The organism is Streptomyces sp. NPDC045778, from assembly GCF_056431945.1.
Map to the genome: position 1 here is coordinate 138,199 of NZ_JBWKJZ010000002.1, position 19,965 is coordinate 158,163.

General features: G+C 71.2%; 18 protein-coding genes. 12 read left to right on the plus strand and 6 right to left on the minus strand.

The window, feature by feature from the left end; genetic code table 11:
- Window positions 1-29: 29 nt before the first annotated feature.
- Window positions 30-611: an ATP-binding protein gene (locus AC07GB_RS03365; protein ID WP_478841518.1), complete on the minus strand. Its 582-nt coding sequence runs from the start codon at window positions 609-611 to the stop codon at window positions 30-32.
- A gap of 319 nt (window positions 612-930) precedes the next feature.
- Here AC07GB_RS03365 and AC07GB_RS03370 point away from each other — a divergent pair, with 319 nt between their 5' ends.
- The 9 genes from AC07GB_RS03370 (at window position 931) to AC07GB_RS03410 (ending at window position 11,564) form a co-directional block, all read left to right on the plus strand.
- The gene (locus AC07GB_RS03370) at window positions 931-1,764 is read left to right on the plus strand and encodes a hypothetical protein (RefSeq protein ID WP_478841519.1); all 834 of its coding nucleotides are present in this window, start codon (window positions 931-933) and stop codon (window positions 1,762-1,764) included.
- A gap of 274 nt (window positions 1,765-2,038) precedes the next feature.
- Entirely contained in the window at window positions 2,039-2,794 is a 756-nt protein-coding gene (locus tag AC07GB_RS03375) for a YcnI family copper-binding membrane protein (RefSeq protein WP_478841520.1), read from the plus strand.
- Window positions 2,795-2,886: 92 nt separating this feature from the next.
- Complete coding sequence (locus AC07GB_RS03380) at window positions 2,887-3,621, plus strand: SCO family protein (RefSeq protein ID WP_478841521.1); 735 nt, start codon at window positions 2,887-2,889, stop codon at window positions 3,619-3,621.
- Window positions 3,618-4,313, plus strand: coding sequence for a copper chaperone PCu(A)C (locus AC07GB_RS03385; protein ID WP_478841522.1), 696 nt, complete (start codon window positions 3,618-3,620; stop codon window positions 4,311-4,313). The genes AC07GB_RS03380 and AC07GB_RS03385 overlap by 4 nt, the downstream gene beginning before the upstream one ends.
- Window positions 4,314-4,329: 16 nt before the next feature.
- A complete protein-coding gene (locus AC07GB_RS03390) occupies window positions 4,330-6,540 on the plus strand; it encodes a copper resistance CopC/CopD family protein (RefSeq protein ID WP_478841523.1) in 2,211 nt (736 codons plus the stop codon).
- A 5-nt stretch (window positions 6,541-6,545) separates the two neighbouring features.
- On the plus strand, window positions 6,546-7,799 hold the full coding sequence (efeB, locus tag AC07GB_RS03395; RefSeq protein WP_478841524.1) for an iron uptake transporter deferrochelatase/peroxidase subunit: 1,254 nt from the start codon (window positions 6,546-6,548) through the stop codon (window positions 7,797-7,799).
- A 64-nt stretch (window positions 7,800-7,863) separates the two neighbouring features.
- Window positions 7,864-8,799 carry a prephenate dehydratase gene (gene pheA, locus AC07GB_RS03400; protein ID WP_478841525.1) on the plus strand — a complete coding sequence of 312 codons (936 nt, stop codon included), beginning with the start codon at window positions 7,864-7,866 and terminating at the stop codon, window positions 8,797-8,799.
- Between the two features lie 663 nt (window positions 8,800-9,462).
- Entirely contained in the window at window positions 9,463-10,752 is a 1,290-nt protein-coding gene (serS, locus tag AC07GB_RS03405) for a serine--tRNA ligase (protein ID WP_478841526.1), read from the plus strand.
- The gene (locus AC07GB_RS03410; RefSeq protein WP_478841527.1) at window positions 10,749-11,564 is read left to right on the plus strand and encodes an HAD family hydrolase; all 816 of its coding nucleotides are present in this window, start codon (window positions 10,749-10,751) and stop codon (window positions 11,562-11,564) included. Before serS ends, AC07GB_RS03410 begins: the two co-directional genes overlap by 4 nt.
- 402 nt (window positions 11,565-11,966) lie before the next feature.
- Here AC07GB_RS03410 and AC07GB_RS03415 read toward each other — a convergent pair whose 3' ends face one another.
- From AC07GB_RS03415 to AC07GB_RS03435, 5 genes are all read right to left on the minus strand, one after another.
- On the minus strand, window positions 11,967-12,206 hold the full coding sequence (locus AC07GB_RS03415; protein ID WP_478841528.1) for an SGM_3592 family protein: 240 nt from the start codon (window positions 12,204-12,206) through the stop codon (window positions 11,967-11,969).
- An 88-nt stretch (window positions 12,207-12,294) separates the two neighbouring features.
- Window positions 12,295-13,017 carry an ABC transporter permease subunit gene (locus AC07GB_RS03420; protein WP_478841529.1) on the minus strand — a complete coding sequence of 241 codons (723 nt, stop codon included), beginning with the start codon at window positions 13,015-13,017 and terminating at the stop codon, window positions 12,295-12,297.
- A gap of 11 nt (window positions 13,018-13,028) precedes the next feature.
- Window positions 13,029-13,940 carry an ABC transporter ATP-binding protein gene (locus tag AC07GB_RS03425; RefSeq protein ID WP_478841530.1) on the minus strand — a complete coding sequence of 304 codons (912 nt, stop codon included), beginning with the start codon at window positions 13,938-13,940 and terminating at the stop codon, window positions 13,029-13,031.
- Window positions 13,937-14,845 (minus strand): ABC transporter permease subunit, encoded by a 909-nt coding sequence (locus tag AC07GB_RS03430; protein ID WP_478841531.1) that lies wholly within the window; start codon window positions 14,843-14,845, stop codon window positions 13,937-13,939. Before AC07GB_RS03430 ends, AC07GB_RS03425 begins: the two co-directional genes overlap by 4 nt.
- Window positions 14,842-15,861, minus strand: coding sequence for an ABC transporter ATP-binding protein (locus tag AC07GB_RS03435; protein ID WP_478841761.1), 1,020 nt, complete (start codon window positions 15,859-15,861; stop codon window positions 14,842-14,844). Before AC07GB_RS03435 ends, AC07GB_RS03430 begins: the two co-directional genes overlap by 4 nt.
- A 333-nt stretch (window positions 15,862-16,194) precedes the next feature.
- Here AC07GB_RS03435 and AC07GB_RS03440 point away from each other — a divergent pair, with 333 nt between their 5' ends.
- Genes AC07GB_RS03440 through AC07GB_RS03450 form a run of 3 tightly spaced genes read left to right on the plus strand, consistent with a single transcriptional unit; the run spans window position 16,195 to window position 19,873 of the window.
- The gene (locus AC07GB_RS03440; RefSeq protein WP_478841532.1) at window positions 16,195-17,172 is read left to right on the plus strand and encodes a M24 family metallopeptidase; all 978 of its coding nucleotides are present in this window, start codon (window positions 16,195-16,197) and stop codon (window positions 17,170-17,172) included.
- Window positions 17,169-18,944 (plus strand): SDR family oxidoreductase, encoded by a 1,776-nt coding sequence (locus tag AC07GB_RS03445; protein WP_478841533.1) that lies wholly within the window; start codon window positions 17,169-17,171, stop codon window positions 18,942-18,944. The genes AC07GB_RS03440 and AC07GB_RS03445 overlap by 4 nt, the downstream gene beginning before the upstream one ends.
- On the plus strand, window positions 18,941-19,873 hold the full coding sequence (locus AC07GB_RS03450) for a metal-dependent hydrolase (protein ID WP_478841534.1): 933 nt from the start codon (window positions 18,941-18,943) through the stop codon (window positions 19,871-19,873). Before AC07GB_RS03445 ends, AC07GB_RS03450 begins: the two co-directional genes overlap by 4 nt.
- Window positions 19,874-19,965 lie beyond the last annotated feature (92 nt).

The following is a 19,965-nucleotide window of genomic DNA, read 5'->3' on the forward strand; positions in this document are numbered from 1 at the left end:
CCCGGGCGGCGCGGACCGCCCCGAGCGGCTCAGACCGCCGCCAGCGGGGCGCCTTCCCGCCACTTGAGGATCTTGTCGAAGCTGATCACCGCACCGCCGTCGCGCCCCGGCCTGTTGCCGAAGTGCACGTCGTCGGCCAGCTCCCGGATGAGACACAGGCCGCGACCGCTCTCGGCGGACTCGGGGGGCGGCGCGGGTGCCGAGGACAGACCCTGGCTCCGGGCCTGGTGCTGGGCCTGGGCGGGCTGCGTGCGGCCGCGGCGCGTGCGGCGGCCACGGCCGGTGCCTCTCCTGCCCTTGACCCGCGTGGCGGGAGTGTTGGCGGCGCTCATGAAGACCCGGCCCGGCGGCAGGCCGGGGCCGGAGTCGGCGACCTCGATGCGGCACTTCTCGCCGTCGAGATAGGCGGTGACGCGGTACGCACCCGCCGCGGCGCCCGCCGTGCCACCGTGCTCCACAGCGTTCGCACAGGCCTCGGTGAGCGCGAGCGACAGATCGTACGAGACGTCGGGATCCACCCCTGCCGTCTCCATCGTGCCGATGAGCAGGCGCCGCGCGAGCGGGACGCTCGCGGCTTCGCGCCGCAAATGGAGGGACCACCAGATGCTCATGCTTCAGCCTCCTGGCATGCTCCAGGCCTCTGGCCGCGGCTCGACATACCGATACGTATTGCCGCCAGTGCCCCGGGATAAGCGCCCGGTTGACGTGACGCCGCCCATACGGCGGACGCGGCGAGGGCGGTGTCCGGTGTAGCAGGACATAGCCACCGCCTACCCGGCATGGCAGCCAGGAATTCCAAGAATCGTTCCTATCAGGGCTTTCCTAGCCCCCATAGATCATTTCGGGTGATTTTGGCGCCTTGCGGCATGGACGGGAGCTTGCGGACCTGCCGTACGGGGCCGGGTGGCCCAGTGCGATGATGGCCCGGCCATGACTGCCCCCCACCAGCGCCAGGCGCGCGCCGGAGCCGATCTCCGGCTGCTGCGGGCCGCGATGTTCGCCGCGGTCTGCCTCGTGCTGTCCGCCGGGGGCCATGTGCTCGCTTCCTGCGCCACCGTCCCGCTGTGGACGCTCGGCGCCGGGTTCCTCGCCGTGCTCGTGCTCGCGGTGCCCCTCGCCGGACGGGAGCGCTCGCTGCCGGGCATCGCCGGGGCGCTCGCGGTCGGGCAGCTGGGGCTGCACGCGCTGTTCGGGCTCGGTCAGCACGGCACGGCCATGACTGCGGACGGCTCGGGCGGCGGCTCGCTCGTCGAGCGCGCGGCCCGCATCGTGTGCGGGGCGGGCGGGGCGACCATCACCCCCGTGCAGGCCCGGCAGATCCTGGAGACCGCGGGCCTCGGCCCGTCCGGGCACGGCGCGCACGCCCACGCCTCCGGCGAGGCGGCGGCCACGCAGACCGCGATGGTCCCGGGTTCGGCGATGTCCGTCCTGCCGTCGCTGCCGATGCTGCTCGCGCACGTGCTCGCGGCGGTGGCCGCGGGCTGGCTGCTGCGCCGGGGCGACGTGGCGCTCATGCGGCTCGTCAGGCTCTCCGCCCAGGGAGCGCAGGGGGTCGCCCAAGGGGCGCTCATGCGTTCCCTGCGCGCCGCCCTCGCTCTGGTCCGCGCGCTGCGCGCCGGGCTCCCCGGTGCGGCCGAGCAGACCCGCGGCCCGGCGCGCGCGGCCCGCACCCACCTGCCGCGGAAACTCCGGACGTCCGCGCTCCAGCACACGGTGATCCGGCGCGGCCCACCCGCGGCCGCCGCGTTCTCGCTCGCCGCCTGACGCGGGCCGCTCCACGCTCCGCCGTACGCGTACGCAGTTCACGTACCGCCGTACAGAGTGAGGTGCCGACGTACTGCCGTACCGACGCACCGGTGTGGGAGGGGTGCCGCGTGGCGCGTCCGCACGTGCGCGTGGTCAGTCGAGCCGCCGCACCGCGTCCCCTTCCGCATACCTCACGTACGCACGGCCGTACCTCCGCTCACCAGGGGCCCCACGGGTCCCGCCCTGACGGTCCGGCCGCCGCGCACTCCTGCCGAGACTGGAGCATTCCGCCATGACGACCCAGAAGTCCCCGAAGTCCGCCGCCCTCACCCGCGCCTCCGTCGTGGGCGGCGTCGCCGCCTCCGCCGTCCTCCTGCTGTCCGTGCCCGCCTTCGCGCACGTCAGCGTCAGCCCCGAGGGCCAGGCCGCCAAGGGCGGCTACGCGACCGTGAACTTCAAGGTCCCGAACGAGCGCGACGACGCCTCGACGACCAAGCTGGAAGTCACCTTCCCCGCCGACCACCCGCTCGCGTCCGTGATGCCGCAGCCCGTGCCCGGCTGGAAGGCGAAGGTCACCAAGACCAAGCTCGAGAAGCCGATCGAGATCCACGGCGAGAAGATCAACGAGGCCGTCTCCAAGGTCACCTGGACCGCCGACGGCAAGGGCGTCGAGCCCGGCTACTTCCAGAAGTTCCCGCTGTCCATCGGGCAGCTCCCCGAGGACGCCGACCAGCTGGTCTTCAAGGCCCTCCAGACGTACGACAACAAGGAAGTCGTCCGCTGGATCGAGCCGCAGAAGGGTGACGAGGAGCCGGAGTACCCGGCTCCGACGCTCGCGCTGACCGCCGCGTCCGACGACCACCACGGCGCCTCCGCGGCCAAGGACGACAAGGCCGACGCCAAGTCCGGCGACGCCAAGCAGGAGACCGCGTCGGACGGCGACAGCAGTGACACCACCGCCCGCACCCTCGGCATCGTCGGCATCGTCGTCGGCATCGCGGGTGTGGCCTTCGGCGTCGTCGCCCAGCGCCGCCGCGCCACCAGCTGAGGCGTCGCCGCCTCGGCCGCCCTCGGGACGCGCCGCCGCCGGACACCCGGCCCCGGCGCGTCCCGGCCCCCTCACATCTGGGACATTTTCGTATGCGCAAGTTGAGCAACCAGACCACCACGCCCGGCCCGAAGACCTCGAAGCGGCGCGTGCTCGCCGGTGCGGCCCTGCTCGCCGCCGCGGGCCTGACGCTGACCGCCTGCGGCGGCGACAGCGGCGGCGACGGCGACAAGAAGGACAGGCCGGTCGCCGACGTCTCCATGGAGGCGGAGTCGCAGCAGGCCGCGACCGTCCTCGACAGGCCGTTCAAGAAGCCGGACCTGGTCCTCACCGACACCCACGGCGAGAAGTACGACCTGCGCGAGCGGACCAAGGGCAAGCCGGTGCTGCTGTACTACGGCTACACCAACTGCCCGGACGTCTGCCCGCTGACGATGAGCAACATCGCCGTCGCCAAGAAGGACATGCTGCGCAAGAAGGTCGTCACCAAGGCCGAGCTGGACAAGCTCCAGGTCGTCTTCGTGACCACCGACCCCGAGCGGGACAAGCCCAAGGAACTCGGCAAGTGGCTGAAGGCCCAGGACCCCGAGTTCATCGGCCTCACCGGTGACTTCCCGACCATCCAGGGCAGCGCCCGCACGGTCGGCATCAGCATCGAGCCGTCCAAGAAGCTCAAGAACGGCAAGATCGAGTCGATGCACGGCACCCAGGTCATCGCCTTCTCCCCGAAGACCGACGCCGGATACGTCGTCTACAACGGCCAGGACACCCGCGCCGAGGAGTACGCGCAGGACCTCCCCAAGATCATCAAGGGACAGAACCCGTGAACCACCGCACCACCCGGCGCCGCCTCCTCACCGGCTGCGCCATAGCACTGACCGCGGGCCTCGCCCTGACCGGCTGCAACGACGACAAGGCCGATAAGGCCGACAAGAGCGCCAAGGCGGACAAGAGTTCCCAGGCCTCGGCCGGCAAGCCCGAGCTGAAGGTCAGCGGCGCCTACATCCCGGTCCCCGCCATGGACGACATGGCGGGCGGCTTCTTCACACTCACCAACAAGGGCGCCGCCGACAAGCTCACCTCGGCGTCCAGCCCGCTCGCGGGCAGCGTGACCCTGCACGCCACCAAGGGCAGCACGATGAAGGAGCAGAAGTCCTTCGACGTGCCCGCGAACGGCGACCTCGTCTTCGCGCGCGGCGGCAACCACATCATGCTCGAGAAGCTGAAGCACAAGCCCAAGCAGGGTGACAAGGTGCAGGTCACGCTCCGCTTCGAGAAGTCGGACCCGATCACGGTCGAGATGCCGGTGAAGGCGGCGACGTACAACCCGAAGACGCACTCCGGGGACCCGAAGACCCACTCCGGCGCCGACGGCTCCGGCGCCTCCGGTGGCTCCGGCAACCCGACGTCGCACTCCGAGCACGGCAAGCACGCCACGGCCGACGGTTCCGAAACCGAGGGTTCCGCGGCCGAACAGCACGCCTCGCACTCGTCGCACGCCTCGCACTCGTCGCACTGAGGGGACTGAAGAGTTGATGCGGACCACCGCTCCCCGCACGGGGCCGGACCTCGCCGGGCTCGGGCGCCTGTTGCTCGTCGCCGCGGCCCTGGTCTCGGCCGTGCTCGGCGCCGTCCTCGCCACCGCGGCGCCCGCCGACGCGCACGCCGCGCTGACCGGCAGCGACCCCGAGCGCGGGGCGGTGGTCGCCAAGGCACCCGACCAGGTGTCCCTGACCTTCTCCGAGAAGGTCGCCATGTCCGACGGCTCGGTACGGGTCCTCGACCCCGCCGGCAAGCGCGCCGACACCGGCAAGACCACCGACCTCGGCTCCACCACGTACGGCGTGAAGCTGAAGCCCGGTCTGCCCGACGGCACCTTCACCGTCGCCTATCAGGTCGTCTCCGCCGACAGCCACCCCATCGCCGGGGCCTTCACCTTCTCCATCGGCGCGCCCTCCGACACCAAGGTCGTGCTGCCCGACCAGGAGGTCGGCGGCGGTCTCGTCGGCACGCTCTACGACACGGCGCGCTACTTCGCGTACGCCGGGTTCGTCGTCGTGGTCGGCGGCGCCGCCTTCGTCCTCGCCTGCTGGCCGCGCGGCGCGGGCGTCCGGCCGCTCCAGCGCCTCGTCGTCGCCGGCTGGCTCACCCTGACCGGCGCCACCCTCGCGACGCTCCTGCTGCGCGCGCCCTACACGGGCTCCGGAAAGCTCGCCGACGCCTTCGACCTCGCGAAGCTGGGTGACGTCCTCCAGACCAAGACGGGCGCCGCGCTCGTCTCCCGGCTGCTGCTGCTCGCGGCGGCGGCCCTGTTCGTCGCCGTGCTGTTCGGCGCGTACGACAAGCGCGAGGACCCCAAGGAGAAGCGGGACCTCGCCTTCGGCCTGGCCATCGGCGGCGGGGTCGTCGCCATCGGCATCGCCGCGACCTGGGCGCTCGCCGAGCACGCCTCGACCGGCATCCAGGCCGGGCTCGCCATGCCCGTCGACGTGCTGCACCTGCTCGCCGTCGCCGTCTGGCTCGGCGGGGTCGTGGCCCTGCTGCTGTGTCTGTACCGGGCGCCGCTGATCGACGCGAGTGCCGTACGCCGCTTCTCCAGGCTGGCCTTCGGCAGCGTCGTCGCGCTGACCGCGACCGGGCTCTACCAGTCGTGGCGGCAGGTCGGTTCCTGGACCGCGCTCGTGGAGACCGACTACGGGCAGCTGCTCCTGATCAAGATCGGGCTCGTCGTCGTCCTCGTCGGCATCGCCTCCGTGTCCCGCCGCTGGACCGGGCGCGTCATCGCCGAGGCGGGCGGCCTGGCACCCGAGGCGGCGGCCGCGGCGGTCGTCGAGCAGCGCAGGCGGCCCACCCCGGCCAAGAGCGCCGCGGGCACCACGGGTGCCTCCGCCAAGAACTCGACCGCCAAGGGCGCCACCACCAAGAAGAAGAAGCCCGTCGCCGTCGCGCACAGCTCCAAGACCGGAGTGACGGCGTCGGTGGACACCGACGAAAAGGCCGGTGGCCCGAACAGCGGCAAGGCGAGCACCGCGTCCGGCGACGAGCCCGGCGGAGGCAAGTCCGGCGCAGGCAAGGCCGGTGGAGGCAAGTCCGGTGAAAGCAAGTCCGGTGAAAGCAAGGCCGGTGGAGGCAAGCCCTCTGGCCGGGCCGAGTCCGGGGACCCGGCCGGTGGTGACCCCAAGCGCGCCGCCCAGCTCGCCCGGCAGCGGGCCGCGGTGGACGCCGCCCGGGAGAAGCGGGTGCGCGACGCCGACCCGCACCGCTCCGGCCTGCGCCGCTCGGTGCTTGCCGAGGCCGGCGTGGCCGTGGTGCTGCTCGCCGTCACCACGATCCTGACCAGCACCGAGCCGGGACGTACCGAGGAGGAGACGAAGAACGCCGCCTCGTCCGCCCAGCAGACCGCCGGGCCCGTCAAGATCAAGATTCCGTTCGACACCGGCGGCCAGGACGGCAAGGGCACCGTGCGCCTCGAACTCGACCCCGGCCGCACCGGCAGCAACGACCTGCACGTGTACGCGACCCGGCCCAACGGCAGCGCCTTCGACATCCCCGAGGTGAAGATCGCCTTCACCCTCAAGGCCAAGGACGTCGGCCCCCTGCCCGTCGCCCCCGACCGCATCGCCACCGGACACTGGAGCGCGAGCGGAGTGCAGATTCCCATGGCCGGCGACTGGAAGGTCGCGGTGACCGTCCGCACCTCCGACATCGACCAGGTCACCCTCGACAAGACCGTGCAGATCGGCTGAACCACATGGCGGACCACACCATTTCCCGACGGCGCCTGCTCGGTACGGCGGGCGCCACCGGCCTCGCCCTCGGCGCGGCAGGCGGCGCCGCCGGATACGCGGCGGCGTCCTCGGGCTCGTCCGGCAACTCGGGTACGACGGGCACGCCGCTGACGTCGCTCGGGGCCGATGAGGTGATGTTTCACGGGAAACATCAGCCCGGCATCACCACGCCCGTGCAGGCCCACGGCCATCTGGTCGCCTTCGACCTCGCCCCGGGATCCGGGCGCAAGGAGGCGGCCGCCCTGCTGCGGCGCTGGTCGGCGGTTGCCGCGCGGCTGATGGCGGGCAAGCCGGTGGAGGGCCGGGACACCGGCATCGCGCGCGACGCGGGGCCGTCCTCGCTGACCGTCACCTTCGGCTTCGGGCACGGCTTCTTCGGCCGCACCGGTCTGGAGAAGCAGCGCCCGGCCGCGCTCGACCCGCTGCCGGAGTTCTCCTCCGACCGCCTCGACAAGGCCCGCAGCAACGGCGACCTGTGGGTGCAGATCGGCGCCAACGACTCCCTGGTCGCCTTCCACGCGCTGCGAGCCCTGCAGAAGGAGACGGGCGCGGCGGCGAGGCTCCGCTGGCAGATGAACGGCTTCAACCGTTCGCCCGGCGCCACCGCCCGCCCCATGACGACGCGCAACCTCATGGGCCAGGTCGACGGGACGAACAACCCGAAGCCGTCCGACGACGACTTCAACAAGCGCGTCTTCGTGCCCGACAAGACCGCCGACGCCGACCCCGCCTGGATGGCGGGCGGCTCGTACGCCGTCGTACGCCGCATCCGGATGCTCCTGGACGACTGGGAGGGGCTCTCCACCAAGGGCCAGGAGGACGTCATCGGCCGCCGCAAGGCCGACGGCGCGCCGCTGACGGGCGGCACGGAGACCACCGAGATGGAGCTGGAGAAGACGACGCCGGGCGGCGACCTCGTGGTCCCGCTCAACGCGCACGCCCGCATCAGCCGCCCCGACCAGAACGGGGGCGCCGCGATGCTGCGCCGCCCGTTCTCGTACCACGACGGCTTCACCGGCAAGGGCGAGCCGGACGCCGGCCTGCTCTTCATCTGCTGGCAGGCCGACCCGCTGCGCGGGTTCGTCCCCGTGCAGCGGAAGCTCGACCGGGGCGACGCCCTGTCGAAGTTCATCCGGCACGAGGCGAGCGGGGTGTACGCGGTGCCCGGCGGGGCGGAAACCGGTGGATATGTGGGCCAGGCGTTGCTGGAGGGCTGACCGGAAGGCTTTCGCGTGGGCCAACGCGTGTCGCCCGCCCCACCTGCCGCATTAGGGTGACGGCATGTCGGCGACGCGCTACACCTACCTCGGCCCTGAAGGCACCTTCACCGAAGCCGCCCTGCGCACCCTGCCGGAGGCCGCGGCCCGCGAGCTGGTGCCGATGGTCTCGGTGCCCGCCACCCTCGACGCCGTGCGCGCGGGCGAGGCCGCGGCGGCACTGGTGCCGATCGAGAACTCGGTGGAAGGCGGCGTCACGACGACCGTGGACGAGCTGGCCAAGGGCGAGCCGTTGATGATCTACCGCGAGGTCGTCCTGCCGATCGCCTTCGCGCTCCTGGTGCGTCCGGGCACCGAGCTGAAGGACATCAAGACGGTGACCGGGCACCCGGTGGCCCAGCCGCAGGTGCGTAACTGGCTGGCCGCCCGGCTGCCGGACGCCGTGTGGGAGTCGGCGGCGTCGAACGCGGACGGCGCCCGCCTCGTACAGGAGGGCCGGTTCGACGCGGCGTTCGCGGGCGAGTTCGCCGCGGCGACGTACGGGCTCGAACCGCTGTTCACCGAGATCCACGACGCGGCGAACGCAGCGACGCGATTCGTCCTCGTGGGCCGCCCGGCCCGCCCCGCGGCGCCCACCGGCGCGGACAAGACGTCGCTGGTGATCTGGCTCGGCGACGACCACCCCGGCGCGCTGCTCGAACTGCTCCAGGAGTTCGCGGTGCGCGGCGTCAACCTGATGCGCATCGAGTCCCGCCCGACGGGCCGCGGCATCGGCAACTACTGCTTCTCCGTGGACGCCGAGGGGCACATCGCCGACCGCCGCGTGGGCGAGGCGCTGATGGGCCTGAAGAGGATCTGCCCGAAGGTGCGCTTCCTCGGCTCGTATCCGCGTGCCGGTGTGACACCGGAGAACGTACGGCCGCTGCGGCCCGGCACGTCCGACGACGAGTTCACCTCGGCTTCGGACTGGCTCGCGCGCTGCCAGGACGGCCGATTCTGAGCGTTTAACGCTCCGCCCCCGGGTCTTCCCGGCGCTTCCGCCTGCCCGTGCACAGGCCTGGATCTGTAGTCCTACCTGCAGATTTATGTTGTCCACAGAAGTTATCCACAGGTTCCCTTCTCGACCTGGGGACAAGTCGACAAGGCAGCGCGACATCATCGACAAATCGGTACCCAGCGCCCAAGTCCGCCCACAGCCACTCTCGTCACCCTCTCGTCCACCCTTTTCCATGCGGTGACACTTTGGAGTTAACCAATTCCACTCGAAAGTTGGCGCTGAGCAGGTTTGGGAAGGGAATCCCCCGACGTGCGGAACCATGGAAAGGACCCCCATCCGGCGTCCACAGATCTTTCGCACAGCCTGTGGATAACTTTCCGGACAGCCCCATTCCTGTGGACAACCGGCTCCCCAAGTCCCGTTTCCCACAAGGGAATCCGGTCAAGGCGACAAGGCCCGTCTGCCCCGTTTCGGGGAATGACGCCCGTTTTATTGACCCCGCCGGACCAGCCGCCACGGTCGCGCCGGACGTCTGACGGACGCGGCTCGCCGCTCCCGAAAGCCGAGACGATGGGCGAGAAATTCACATTCCGGCATTTCGGTCATAACGGAGCGCAGGGGAAAATCAAGTCGTGGGCCGGAAGCACGCGAAGGTAGCCTGGGGGGGTGATTGACCTTCGCCTGCTCCGTGAGGACCCCGACCGTGTTCGCGCTTCGCAGCGCGCCCGTGGAGAGGACGTCGGCCTCGTCGACTCCCTGCTCTCGGCCGACGAGCGGCGCAGGTCGTCCGGGGTCCGCTTCGACGAGCTGCGGTCCGAGCAGAAGGCGCTCGGCAAGCTCATTCCCAAGGCCTCCGGCGACGAGAAGGCCGCGCTCCTGAAGAAGGCGGGCGAGCTGGCCGCCGCGGTCAAGGCCGCGAACGCCGAGCAGGACGAGGCCGACGAGGAGACCAAGCGCCTCCTGCTCCGCCTCGGCAACCTCGTGCACCCGGACGTCCCGGTCGGCGGCGAGGAGGACTTCGTCGTCCTGGAGACACACGGCACGGTCCGCGACTTCGCCGCCGAGGGCTTCGAGCCGAAGGACCACCTGGAGCTGGGCCAGGCGCTCGGCGCCATCGACGTCGAGCGCGCCGCCAAGGTCTCCGGCTCGCGCTTCTACTACCTGACGGGCGTCGGCGCGCTCCTGGAGCTGGCACTGGTCAACGCGGCCATCGCGCAGGCCACCGAGGCCGGGTTCATCCCGATGCTCACCCCCGCGCTCGTCCGGCCGCACGCCATGGAGGGCACGGGCTTCCTCGGCCAGGCCGCGGAGAACGTGTACCACCTGGAGAAGGACGACTTCTACCTGGTCGGCACGTCCGAGGTCCCGCTCGCGGCGTACCACATGGACGAGATCATCGAGGCCGACAAGCTCCCCCTGCGGTACGCGGGCTTCTCGCCCTGCTTCCGCCGCGAGGCGGGCACGTACGGCAAGGACACCCGCGGCATCTTCCGGGTGCACCAGTTCGACAAGGTCGAGATGTTCTCGTACGTCGCCCCGGAGGACGCCGCGGCCGAGCACCAGCGCCTCCTCGACTGGGAGAAGCAGTGGCTGAACAGCCTTGAGCTGCCCTTCCAGGTGATCGACGTGGCCACGGGTGACCTGGGCGCGTCCGCCTCGCGCAAGTTCGACTGCGAGGCGTGGATCCCCACCCAGGGCAAGTACCGCGAGCTGACCTCCGCGTCGAACTGCGACAGCTTCCAGGCCCGCCGGCTCTCCGTGCGCATGCGCGAGGAGCAGGGCGGCAAGAAGAACGTCCAGCCGCTCGCCACCCTGAACGGCACGCTGTGCGCCGTGCCGCGCACCATCGTGGCGCTCCTGGAGAACCACCAGCTCGCGGACGGCTCCGTGCGCGTCCCCGAGGTCCTCCGTCCGTACCTGGGCGGCCGCGAGATCCTGGAGCCCCTCGCCAAGTGAGCTCCGCCGGTCCCGCCTTTCCGTACAAGCTCGTCGCCACCGATCTCGACGGGACGCTCCTGCGTCCCGACGACTCGGTCTCGGCGCGCACTCGTGACGCGCTCACCGCGGCCACCGCGGCGGGCGCGGCCCACATCATCGTCACCGGCCGCTCCGTGCCCTGGACCCGGCACGTCCTGGAGGACCTCGGTTACGAGGGCATCGCGGTGTGCGGCCAGGGCGCGCAGGTCTACCACGCGGGCGAGCGCCGCCTGCTCACCTCGGTCACCCTCGACCGGCAGCTGGCAGGCCTCGCCCTGGCGAAGATAGAGGCGGAGGTCGGCCCGCTGGCCCTCGCCGCGAGCCGTGACGGCATCGACGGCGAGGTCCTCGTGGGCCCCGGATACGTGGTCCAGGACGGCCCGCTCCCGGCCGTCCCGCTCTCCGACCCGGCCGACCTGTGGTCGGCTCCGCTGAACAAGCTGTACGTCCAGCATCCGGGCCTCGACGACGACGCGCTCACGGCCGTGGCGCGGGACGTCGCGGGGGACCTCGTGGGCGTCACGATGGCGGGCGAGGGCATCGTGGAGATACTGCCGCTCGGTCTGACCAAGGCCACGGGCCTGTCCCTGGCGGCCCGCCGGCTCGGCGCGAAGGCCGTGGACACGATCGCCTTCGGCGACATGCCGAACGACATTCCCATGTTCGCCTGGTCCGCGCACGGTGTGGCCATGGCCAACGCCCACGAGGAACTCAAGGCGGTGGCGAACGAGGTGACGACGTCGAACGAGGCGGACGGCATCGCGGTGGTCCTGGAGCGGCTGCTGCCGTAGCGGGGCCGCGGTCCTAGCGGGGCTGCGGTCGGCCGTTCGACGCGGCGGGGCGCCGGGCTCCGGCCCGGCCCACCCCCTCCGGGAGGGGCGGCCCGCGCAGTGCTGCGCGCTCGAAGCGGCCGCCCCCGGGCGGTCTCCCCCGTGACGGGGCTCCACGGAGCGGGTGATGACTCCGGAGCCTGCCGCGGACCGCCCTGCCGGAAGCGCGACGCCCCTTGCGGACCGTCGGCTCCACTCCCGGTAGGAGAACGCCGGAGTGGTGGCTTCCGGCGCGTGGTGACACAACTACTGTGCCGGGCCCGGTGGTTGCCCGCCACTCAATTTCGCACCGGCCGGGGCGGGCACGCGTTTGCCCACCGGCCCACCGACCCACCGGGCCCGCGCCCAGCCCCGCGCCTGGCCTCAGCCCTCGCGCCGCTTGCGTCTGCGCTTGCGGGCCCGGCTGAAGAACCATCCGGCGGGCGGCTCGTCGGACCGCCACGGCTGCGGCTCGGGGGCCTGCTCCCGCCAGCGGGCGGTGAGCATCCGGGCCCGCGCGGAGGGCTCGGCGGCCCCGGCGGACCGTATGAAGTCGTCGTCGAGGACCACCTCGTCCCAGGCGTCGCTCCCGGGGCCTTCGCCCCGTCCCTCGTCCGATGCCATCAGGCACCTCCCAGACCTTCCTGCGCATCCCCCTCCCACCAGTGTCCCGGCAGGAGGGTGAAGGCACCGTCAAGGCGGCTCGCCGGGGCTACTCCTCCCCGGCGACCGTCAGGGTCCGCAGCTTCTGGCCCGCGTACCAGGTGGCGCCGGCCGTGACCACGACCAGCAGGATCACCGCGGCGGGCAGGCCCACGTCGGAAGTCACCAGCTCGCCGCCGTCGGTGGCCTTGCGGGCCACGGCGAGCGACCACTGCTGGACGCTCAGCGTGCGGGCCCCGGAGACCAGGGAGCCGAAGAGGGCCTCCCAGACCAGCGCGTAGACAAGTCCGAAGACCACGGCGTGCCGCGTGATCGTGCCGAGCAGCAGGAAGATCGCCGCGTACGCGATCGAGGAGACCAGGGCTGCGATGGTGTAGGCGACGGCGATCTGCTGGCTGTTGCCGTTGAGGATCAGGCCCGCGACGAACGTCGGGACCGCCGAGAACGCCATGGTGACGGCGACGGCGACGGTGAGCTTGGTGACGATGATCGTGGGGCGCTTGACCGGCTTGGACAGCAGGTACATCACGGAGCCGTCGTCGATCTCGGGGCCGATGGCCCCGGTGCCCGCGATGACGCCGATGATCGGCACCATGGTGGCGAGCGCGAAGCCGCCGAGCAGGTCGGAGGCGACCTGGTCGTCGGCTCCGCTGAAGCCGCGCACCGCTGCCGCGATCGCGATGAGCAGCAGGGGCAGGGCGAAGAGGATCAGTGCCCGGCGGCGGCCGAGCAGGGCCCGGTAGGTGAGCCGGGCGACAGTGGGGTCGTACACGGTGGCTCCCTTCAGGCCGCGACGAGGTAGGAGAAGACCGACTCGAGGGACTCGTCCGAGGGCGAGACCGTGAGCAGCCGGATGTCGTGTTCGCGTGCGACGCGGGGCAGCAGGCTCGTGAACCGGCCGAAGTCGACGGCCTGGATGCGCAGCGCGCCCTCCTTGAGGTCGACCTCGATGCCCGCGGTGGACGGGTCGGCGATCAGCGCGGCCGCGAGCGCGCGGTCGTCGCTGGAGCGCACCAGGTAGCGGTGCGGCCGGTCCGTCATGAGGCGGCGGATCTTCCGGAAGTCGCCGCTCGCGGCGTGCCGGCCGGCGACGATCACCTCGATGTGCGAGGCGAGTTGTTCGACCTCTTCGAGGATGTGGGAGGAGAACAGGACGGTGCGGCCCTCGTCTCCCATCTTCCGCAGCAGGTCCATGAGCTGCATGCGCTGGCGCGGATCCATGCCGTTGAAAGGCTCGTCCAGCAGCAGCACGGACGGCTCGTGGACGAGGGCGGACGCCATCTTCACACGCTGCCGCATGCCCTTGGAGTACGTGGAGATCTTGCGGTCCTGCGCGTACTCCATCTCGACGGTGGCGAGGGCACGGTGGGCGGCCTTCTTGCCCAGGCCATGCAACTCGGCGTTGGCGACGACGAATTCGAGGCCGGTGAGGAAGTCGTACATGCCCTCCCGTTCAGGCACGATGCCGAGGTGCTTGTAGATCTCCTCGTTGCGCCAGGTGGGCTTCCCGTCGAGGGTGACGCAGCCGGTGGAGGGGGCGAGGAAGCCGCCCATCATGCTGATGAGGGTGGACTTTCCGGCGCCGTTGGGGCCGAGCAGGCCGGTGACTCCGGGGCTGATGGTCATCGTGACGTCGTTGACGGCCACCACGTTGCCGAACCAGCGTGAGACGTGGTCGATGCTGATCGTGGTCATAGTCCGGCCTTCCGGTAGCGGCGCATCAGAGCGGCGTAGCTGCCCGCGACGAGGGCGAGTACGAGGAGGAGGTAGACGACTCCCACGCCCGCCGAGGGGCCTTCGTTCCCGGGGAACGAGGAGGTCGCGCCGAGGAAGGCGGTCTGTACGCCGTCGATGAGGGTGATCGGGGAGAACAGGCCGAGCCACTGGATGGCCGTCTCGTTGCCCCCTTGTTCGTGCGCGATGGCCTGGACGGTGGACACCGCTCCGTAGGAAATGGTCAGCACGGCGATGACGGCGGCGATGCCGAAGCCGCGGCGGGGCGTCACGGCGGAGATGACGAGCGCGATCCCGGAGAAGAGCAGCGACAACAGGGCGACGGAAACGAGCCCCTGGGCGAACCCCTTGGTCTGCTCCGCGAAGTCCAGCTTCGCCAAAAGCGCCCCTACGTAGAGCACGATCAGCGGTGTCGCGGTGAGGATGAACAGGGCCGACGCCATGGACGCGAACTTCGCGCGTACGTAGTCGACGCGTTCGATGGGACGGGAGAAGTACAGCGGCACGGTCTTGAACCGCAGGTCCCTGGAGACGGTCTGCGGGGCCTGGGCCGCCAAGTAGAGGCCGATGACGGCCTGGAGGAGCACCGCGTAGCGCGTGTAGTCCACGGGCAGGTCGTTGGCCTTGGTGGTGACGGCGACCGCGACCAGGATCAGGGCGGGGGCGCACATGACCCCGAAGAGGATCATCGGGAGCACCTTGGACTTGGCCGAGCGGCCGAGGCCGTAGGCGCCGCGCAGGCTCTGCGAGTACAGCGAGCGGGTGGCGTAGGCGCGGCCGAGGCGGGGGCCGTCGTAGTTGCGGTACCCGATGTTGTGGATCTGGGTGGAGTCGGCGGCACGCGCCCGTGTCGACTCGGCGGTCATCGCTTGCCGCCTCCCGTCTGCTCGGCGACGGTCTCGGTCACTACCCGGGCGGCCGCGTTTCCGGAGTCCTGCTCCGGCCGCTGCTCGTCCTGGGAGCGGAAGACCTCCGCGATGTGGTGCCTGCGCTGTTCCATCCGGACGAGTCCGAGGCCGAGGTCGGCGACGGTGTCCCGGACGAGGTCGTACGTCGCCTCGTCCGTGGCGTCGAGCAGGAAGATGTGGCCCGCTCCGGGCAGCCCGCCGCCGTCGTCGTGCGTGGTCACGCCGTGGGTGCGCAGGGCGGCACGCAGCACGGCGGTGCCGTCGGGGTGCTCGTCGCTGTCGGTGACCTCGATGGCCAGGGTCGTGGTGCTCTGTGTGAAGTCCGTGGTGGAGCTGGAGCGCAGGAGCTTGCCGCCGTCGATGACGACGACGTGGTCGCAGGTGCGCTCCAGCTCGCCGAGGAGATGTGACGTGACCAGGACGGAGATGCCGAAGTCGGTGTGCACGCGCCGGATCAGGTCCAGCATCTCGTCCCGGCCGACCGGGTCGAGGCCGTTGGTCGGCTCGTCGAGGAAGACCAGTTGGGGGTCATGCACGAGCGCCTGGGCGAGCTTCACGCGCTGCTTCATGCCGGTCGAATAGCCGCCGATGGGTCGGTAGCGCTCCTCGTAGAGGCCCACGTGGCGCAGGGTGTCCGCGGTGCGCTCGCGGGCCGCGGCGGGCGGCAGGCCGGACATGCGCGCCATGTGCACGACGAACTCGGTGGCCGAGACGTCGGGTGGCAGGCAGTCGTGCTCGGGCATGTAGCCGACGCGCTCGCGGATCTCGCCGCCGCTGGTGGCGACGTCGAGTCCGAGCACGGACGCGGTGCCTTCGGTGGCGGGGGACAGACCGAGCAGAATCTTGATCATCGTTGACTTGCCGGCGCCGTTGGCGCCGACGAGGCCGGTCACACCGGGCCCGATGTCCAAGGTCAGCCGGTCGAGCGCGGTCACCCTCGGGAACCGCTTGCTCAGGCTTTCGGTCGCGATCACAGTCACGTGTTCGACGGTAGTGGCGCGGGCCACACCGGGCGTCACTCCACGGTCTGTATCCGCCCTCACTCTGGAGTATTACGGACCCGTAGGGGTCGTCCGGAGGTCGAACCCCTGGGGGTTCTCCCGGTGGCCCCCTCAGGGTTCTTCCGGACAGGTCCCGAAGGCTCACGCAGGCCTATTGACGCAGCCGCCAGGCATTGTCACATTCATCAGTGTCAATGAACCGGCGTCCGCGCGGCGGGCTCCTGTGGGGGCGGCGGCCGGGCGACGGGCGGGTACGTACGGAGACGGCGCGGTGACACGCGCGGCGGACACGGGACGGACGGTGGCATGACCTCAGCAGTGAAGGGTGAACTCTCCGCGGAGCTGCGGGGGTTCCGCCGCGTGCAGGCCCTCGCGTACGAATGCGCGGAAGCGGTCGCCGCCCAGCTCAAGCCGGGGGTGACGGAGCGCGAGGCGGCGCGGATGCAGCGGGTGTGGCTGCGCGAGCGGGGCGTGCGGGACTGGTTCCACCTGCCCTTCGCCTGGTTCGGCGACCGCACCGCGTTCGTGAACTTCCGCGTGCCGTTGCAGTTCTTCCCCAGCAACCGCAGGCTCGAGCCGGGGATGCCCTTCATCCTCGACATGGCTCCGGTGTACGAGGGTTATACGGCCGACATCGGCTACTCGGGCTGCCTCGGCCTCAACTCGGTGCACGACAAGCTCCTCGCCGACCTGGAGGCGCACCGCGAGCTGATCCTGCGCGAGGTGCGCGAGCGCCGCCCGCTCCGCGAGATCTACGAGCACGTGGACCACCTCATGGTCCGCCAGGGCTATGCCAACCGCCATCGCGCGTATCCCTTCGGCGTCATCGCGCACAAGGTCGGCCGGGTCAAGGAGCGCCGCTTCTCGCCGCATGTGTTCGGCTTCGGCACCCAGGCCCTGAAGGGCCTCGCGAGCGACGCGCTGCACGGCCACCGGGACGGCTGGTCGCCCCTGTGGTCGCCGTACAAGTTCTCCGACCACCCGCCGCGGCCGGGCCTGTGGGCGGTCGAGCCGCACCTCGGATTCCGCGGCACGGGGGCGAAGTTCGAGGAGATCCTGGTCGTCACCGACTCCAAGGACCCTCAGGAGAGCGCGTTCTGGCTGGACGACGATCTGCCGCATGTGCGGCGCTGGTCCATGGAATCCGTCGAATCGGTGAAGCCCGTGGAATCCACCGAACCCACCGGATCCGTCGAGTCCGTCGAGTCCGTCGAGTCCGTCGAGTCCGTGGAATCCGTGGAATCCGTGGAATCCGTGGAAGGCACTGAGAGGGCGACCGCATGACGACCGTGGATCTGAAGGGCGCGCGGGAGCGCTGGGTGCGCACCGGTGGCGTGGAGCTGTGCGTCGCCGAGCTGGGTGAGGCCGACCGGCCCACGGTGCTGCTCGTGCACGGCTATCCGGACTCCAAGGAGGTGTGGTCCGAGGTCGCCACACGCCTCGCCGAGCGCTTCCACGTGGTGCTGTACGACGTGCGCGGGCACGGCAGGTCGAGCGCCCCGAAGCCGCTGCGCGGCGGCTTCACGCTGGAGAAGCTGACCGACGACTTCCTCGCTGTCGCCGACGCGGTCAGCCCGGACAGGCCGGTGCACCTGGTGGGCCATGACTGGGGTTCGGTGCAGGCCTGGGAGTTCGTGACGGTCCAGCGCACGCAGGGGCGGATCGCGTCCTTCACGTCGATGTCCGGCCCGTCCCTCGACCACTTCGGTCACTGGATCAAGAGGCGCCTGTCCCGGCCGACCCCGCGCCGCGCCGCGCAGCTCATCAATCAGGGCGCCAAGTCCTGGTACGTGTACATGCTGCACACCCCGGTCCTCCCCGAGCTGGCCTGGCGCGGCCCGCTCGGCCGGCGCTGGCCGAAGATCCTCCAGCGGGTGGAGAAGGTGCCGGCGGACGGCTACCCCACCCCCTCCCTGCCGACGGACGCCGCGCACGGCGCCTGGCTCTACCGCGACAACGTCCGCGCACGCCTGCGCCGCCCCCGCGCCGACGCGTACGCGCACGTGCCGGTGCAGCTCATCACGCCGTCGGGCGACGCCTTCCTCTCCCAGAGGCTGTACGACGACCTGGACCGGTGGGCACCGGAGCTGACCCGGCGCACGCTGCCCGCCAAGCACTGGGTGCCGCGCACCCGCCCGGACCAACTGTCCGCCTGGATCACGGAGTTCGTCACCACCCATGAGGACGGGGTGCCACCGGTGGCGAGCGCGGTCTCGGCCCCCGGCAAGTACGCCGACCGGTTCTCCGGCCAGCTCGTGCTCGTCACGGGCGCGGGCAGCGGCATCGGGCGGGCCACGGCGTTCGCGTTCGCCGAGGCGGGCGCGCGCGTGGTGGCCGTCGACCGGGACTCCGAGAGCGCGGCCCGCACCGCCGAGATGTCCCGGCTCATCGGCGCCCCCGCGGCCTGGGCCGAGACGGTCGACGTCAGCGACGAGCAGGCCATGGAGAAGCTCGCCGAGAAGGTCGCCACGGAGTACGGCGTGGTCGACGTCCTGGTGAACAACGCGGGCATCGGCCTCTCCGGCTCCTTCCTCGACACCAGCGCCGAGGACTGGAAGAAGGTCCTCGACGTCAATCTGTGGGGCGTCATCCACGGCTGCCGCCTCTTCGGCAAGCAGATGGCCGACCGCGGCCAGGGCGGCCACATCGTGAACACCGCGTCGGCGGCGGCCTACCAGCCCTCGCGCGCCCTGCCCGCGTACAGCACGTCGAAGGCGGCCGTCCTGATGCTCAGCGAGTGTCTGCGCGCCGAGTTGGCGGGCCAGGGCATCGGCGTCTCCGCCATCTGCCCGGGCCTCGTGAACACGAACATCACGGCGACCGCCCGCTTCGCCGGTGTCTCGGCCGACGAGGAGGCCCGCCGCCAGAAGAAGTCCGCCCGGCTCTACAGCCTGCGCAATTACCCGCCGGAGAAGGTCGCCGACGCCGTGCTGCGTGCCGTGGTCCGCAATCAGGCCGTGGTGCCGGTCACCCCGGAGGCGCGTGGCGCGCACCTCATGTCCCGCTTCACGCCCAGGGCCCTGCGGGCGGTGGCCCGATTGGAGCCACCACTGTGAGCACGGAGCACGGCACCACGCCGCCCCCGGAGGAGCACTACGCGATCGCTCCGCGCCGGGTCTCCTTCGACTGGGACGCCACCCCGCTGCACTGGATCCCCGGCGAGCCCACGGCCACCCATGTCATCAACGTCCTGCATCTGCTGCTCCCGGCAGGCGAGCGGTGGTTCGTGAAGGTCTTCAAGGAGGGCCTGCCGCTGATCACCGATCCGGTGCTGCGCGCGGACGTCAAGGGTTTCATGGGGCAGGAGGCCACGCACAGCGTCCAGCACGCGCACGTGCTCGATCACCTGGCCGCGCAGCGCCTGGACACCACCGGGTTCACGCGGTACGTGGACTTCCTGTTCGAGAAGCTCCTCGGCGAGCGGCCGCCGCTGGGCGCGCCCGTGCCCACGCAGGAGTGGCTGCGCTTCCGCCTCGCGATCGTCGCGGCCATCGAGCAGTTCACGGCGGTCCTCGGCGACTGGGTCCTGGACGCGGAGGGACTCGACCGGGCGCGGGCGGACGAGGTGATGCTGGACCTGCTGCGCTGGCACGGAGCGGAGGAGGTCGAGCACCGCGCGGTCGCCTTCGACATGTACGAGCACTGCGGCGGCACCGGCGCTCCCCGGTACGTCCGCCGGGCGGCGGGCATGGCGGTCACGGCCCCCGTGATGCTGTACCTGTGGCTCTGGGGCGCCGCGTATCTCATCCGCCACGATCCACGGCTCGCGGGGCGGCTGCGGTATTCACTGCTCGCGCACCACAGGGCGGTCAGGAAGGGGCTGCTTCCGCCCTGGTGGCGCATCGGCGCGGCCGTGCCCCGCTATCTGCGGCGGTCGTACCATCCGTCGCAGGAGGGTTCGCTGCGCAAGGCCGTCGCTTATCTGGCCTGGTCGCCCGCCGCGCGGTCGGCGGTGGCCGCGGCCGGGCGCGCGGCCGTCGCGTAGCGGCGAGTACGACCGGTGTCAGCGGTGCCACCGTTGTCACCAGGAGAGGACGGGGGAGCGGTGGACGAGCGCAGAGAGGAAGCACACGCCTC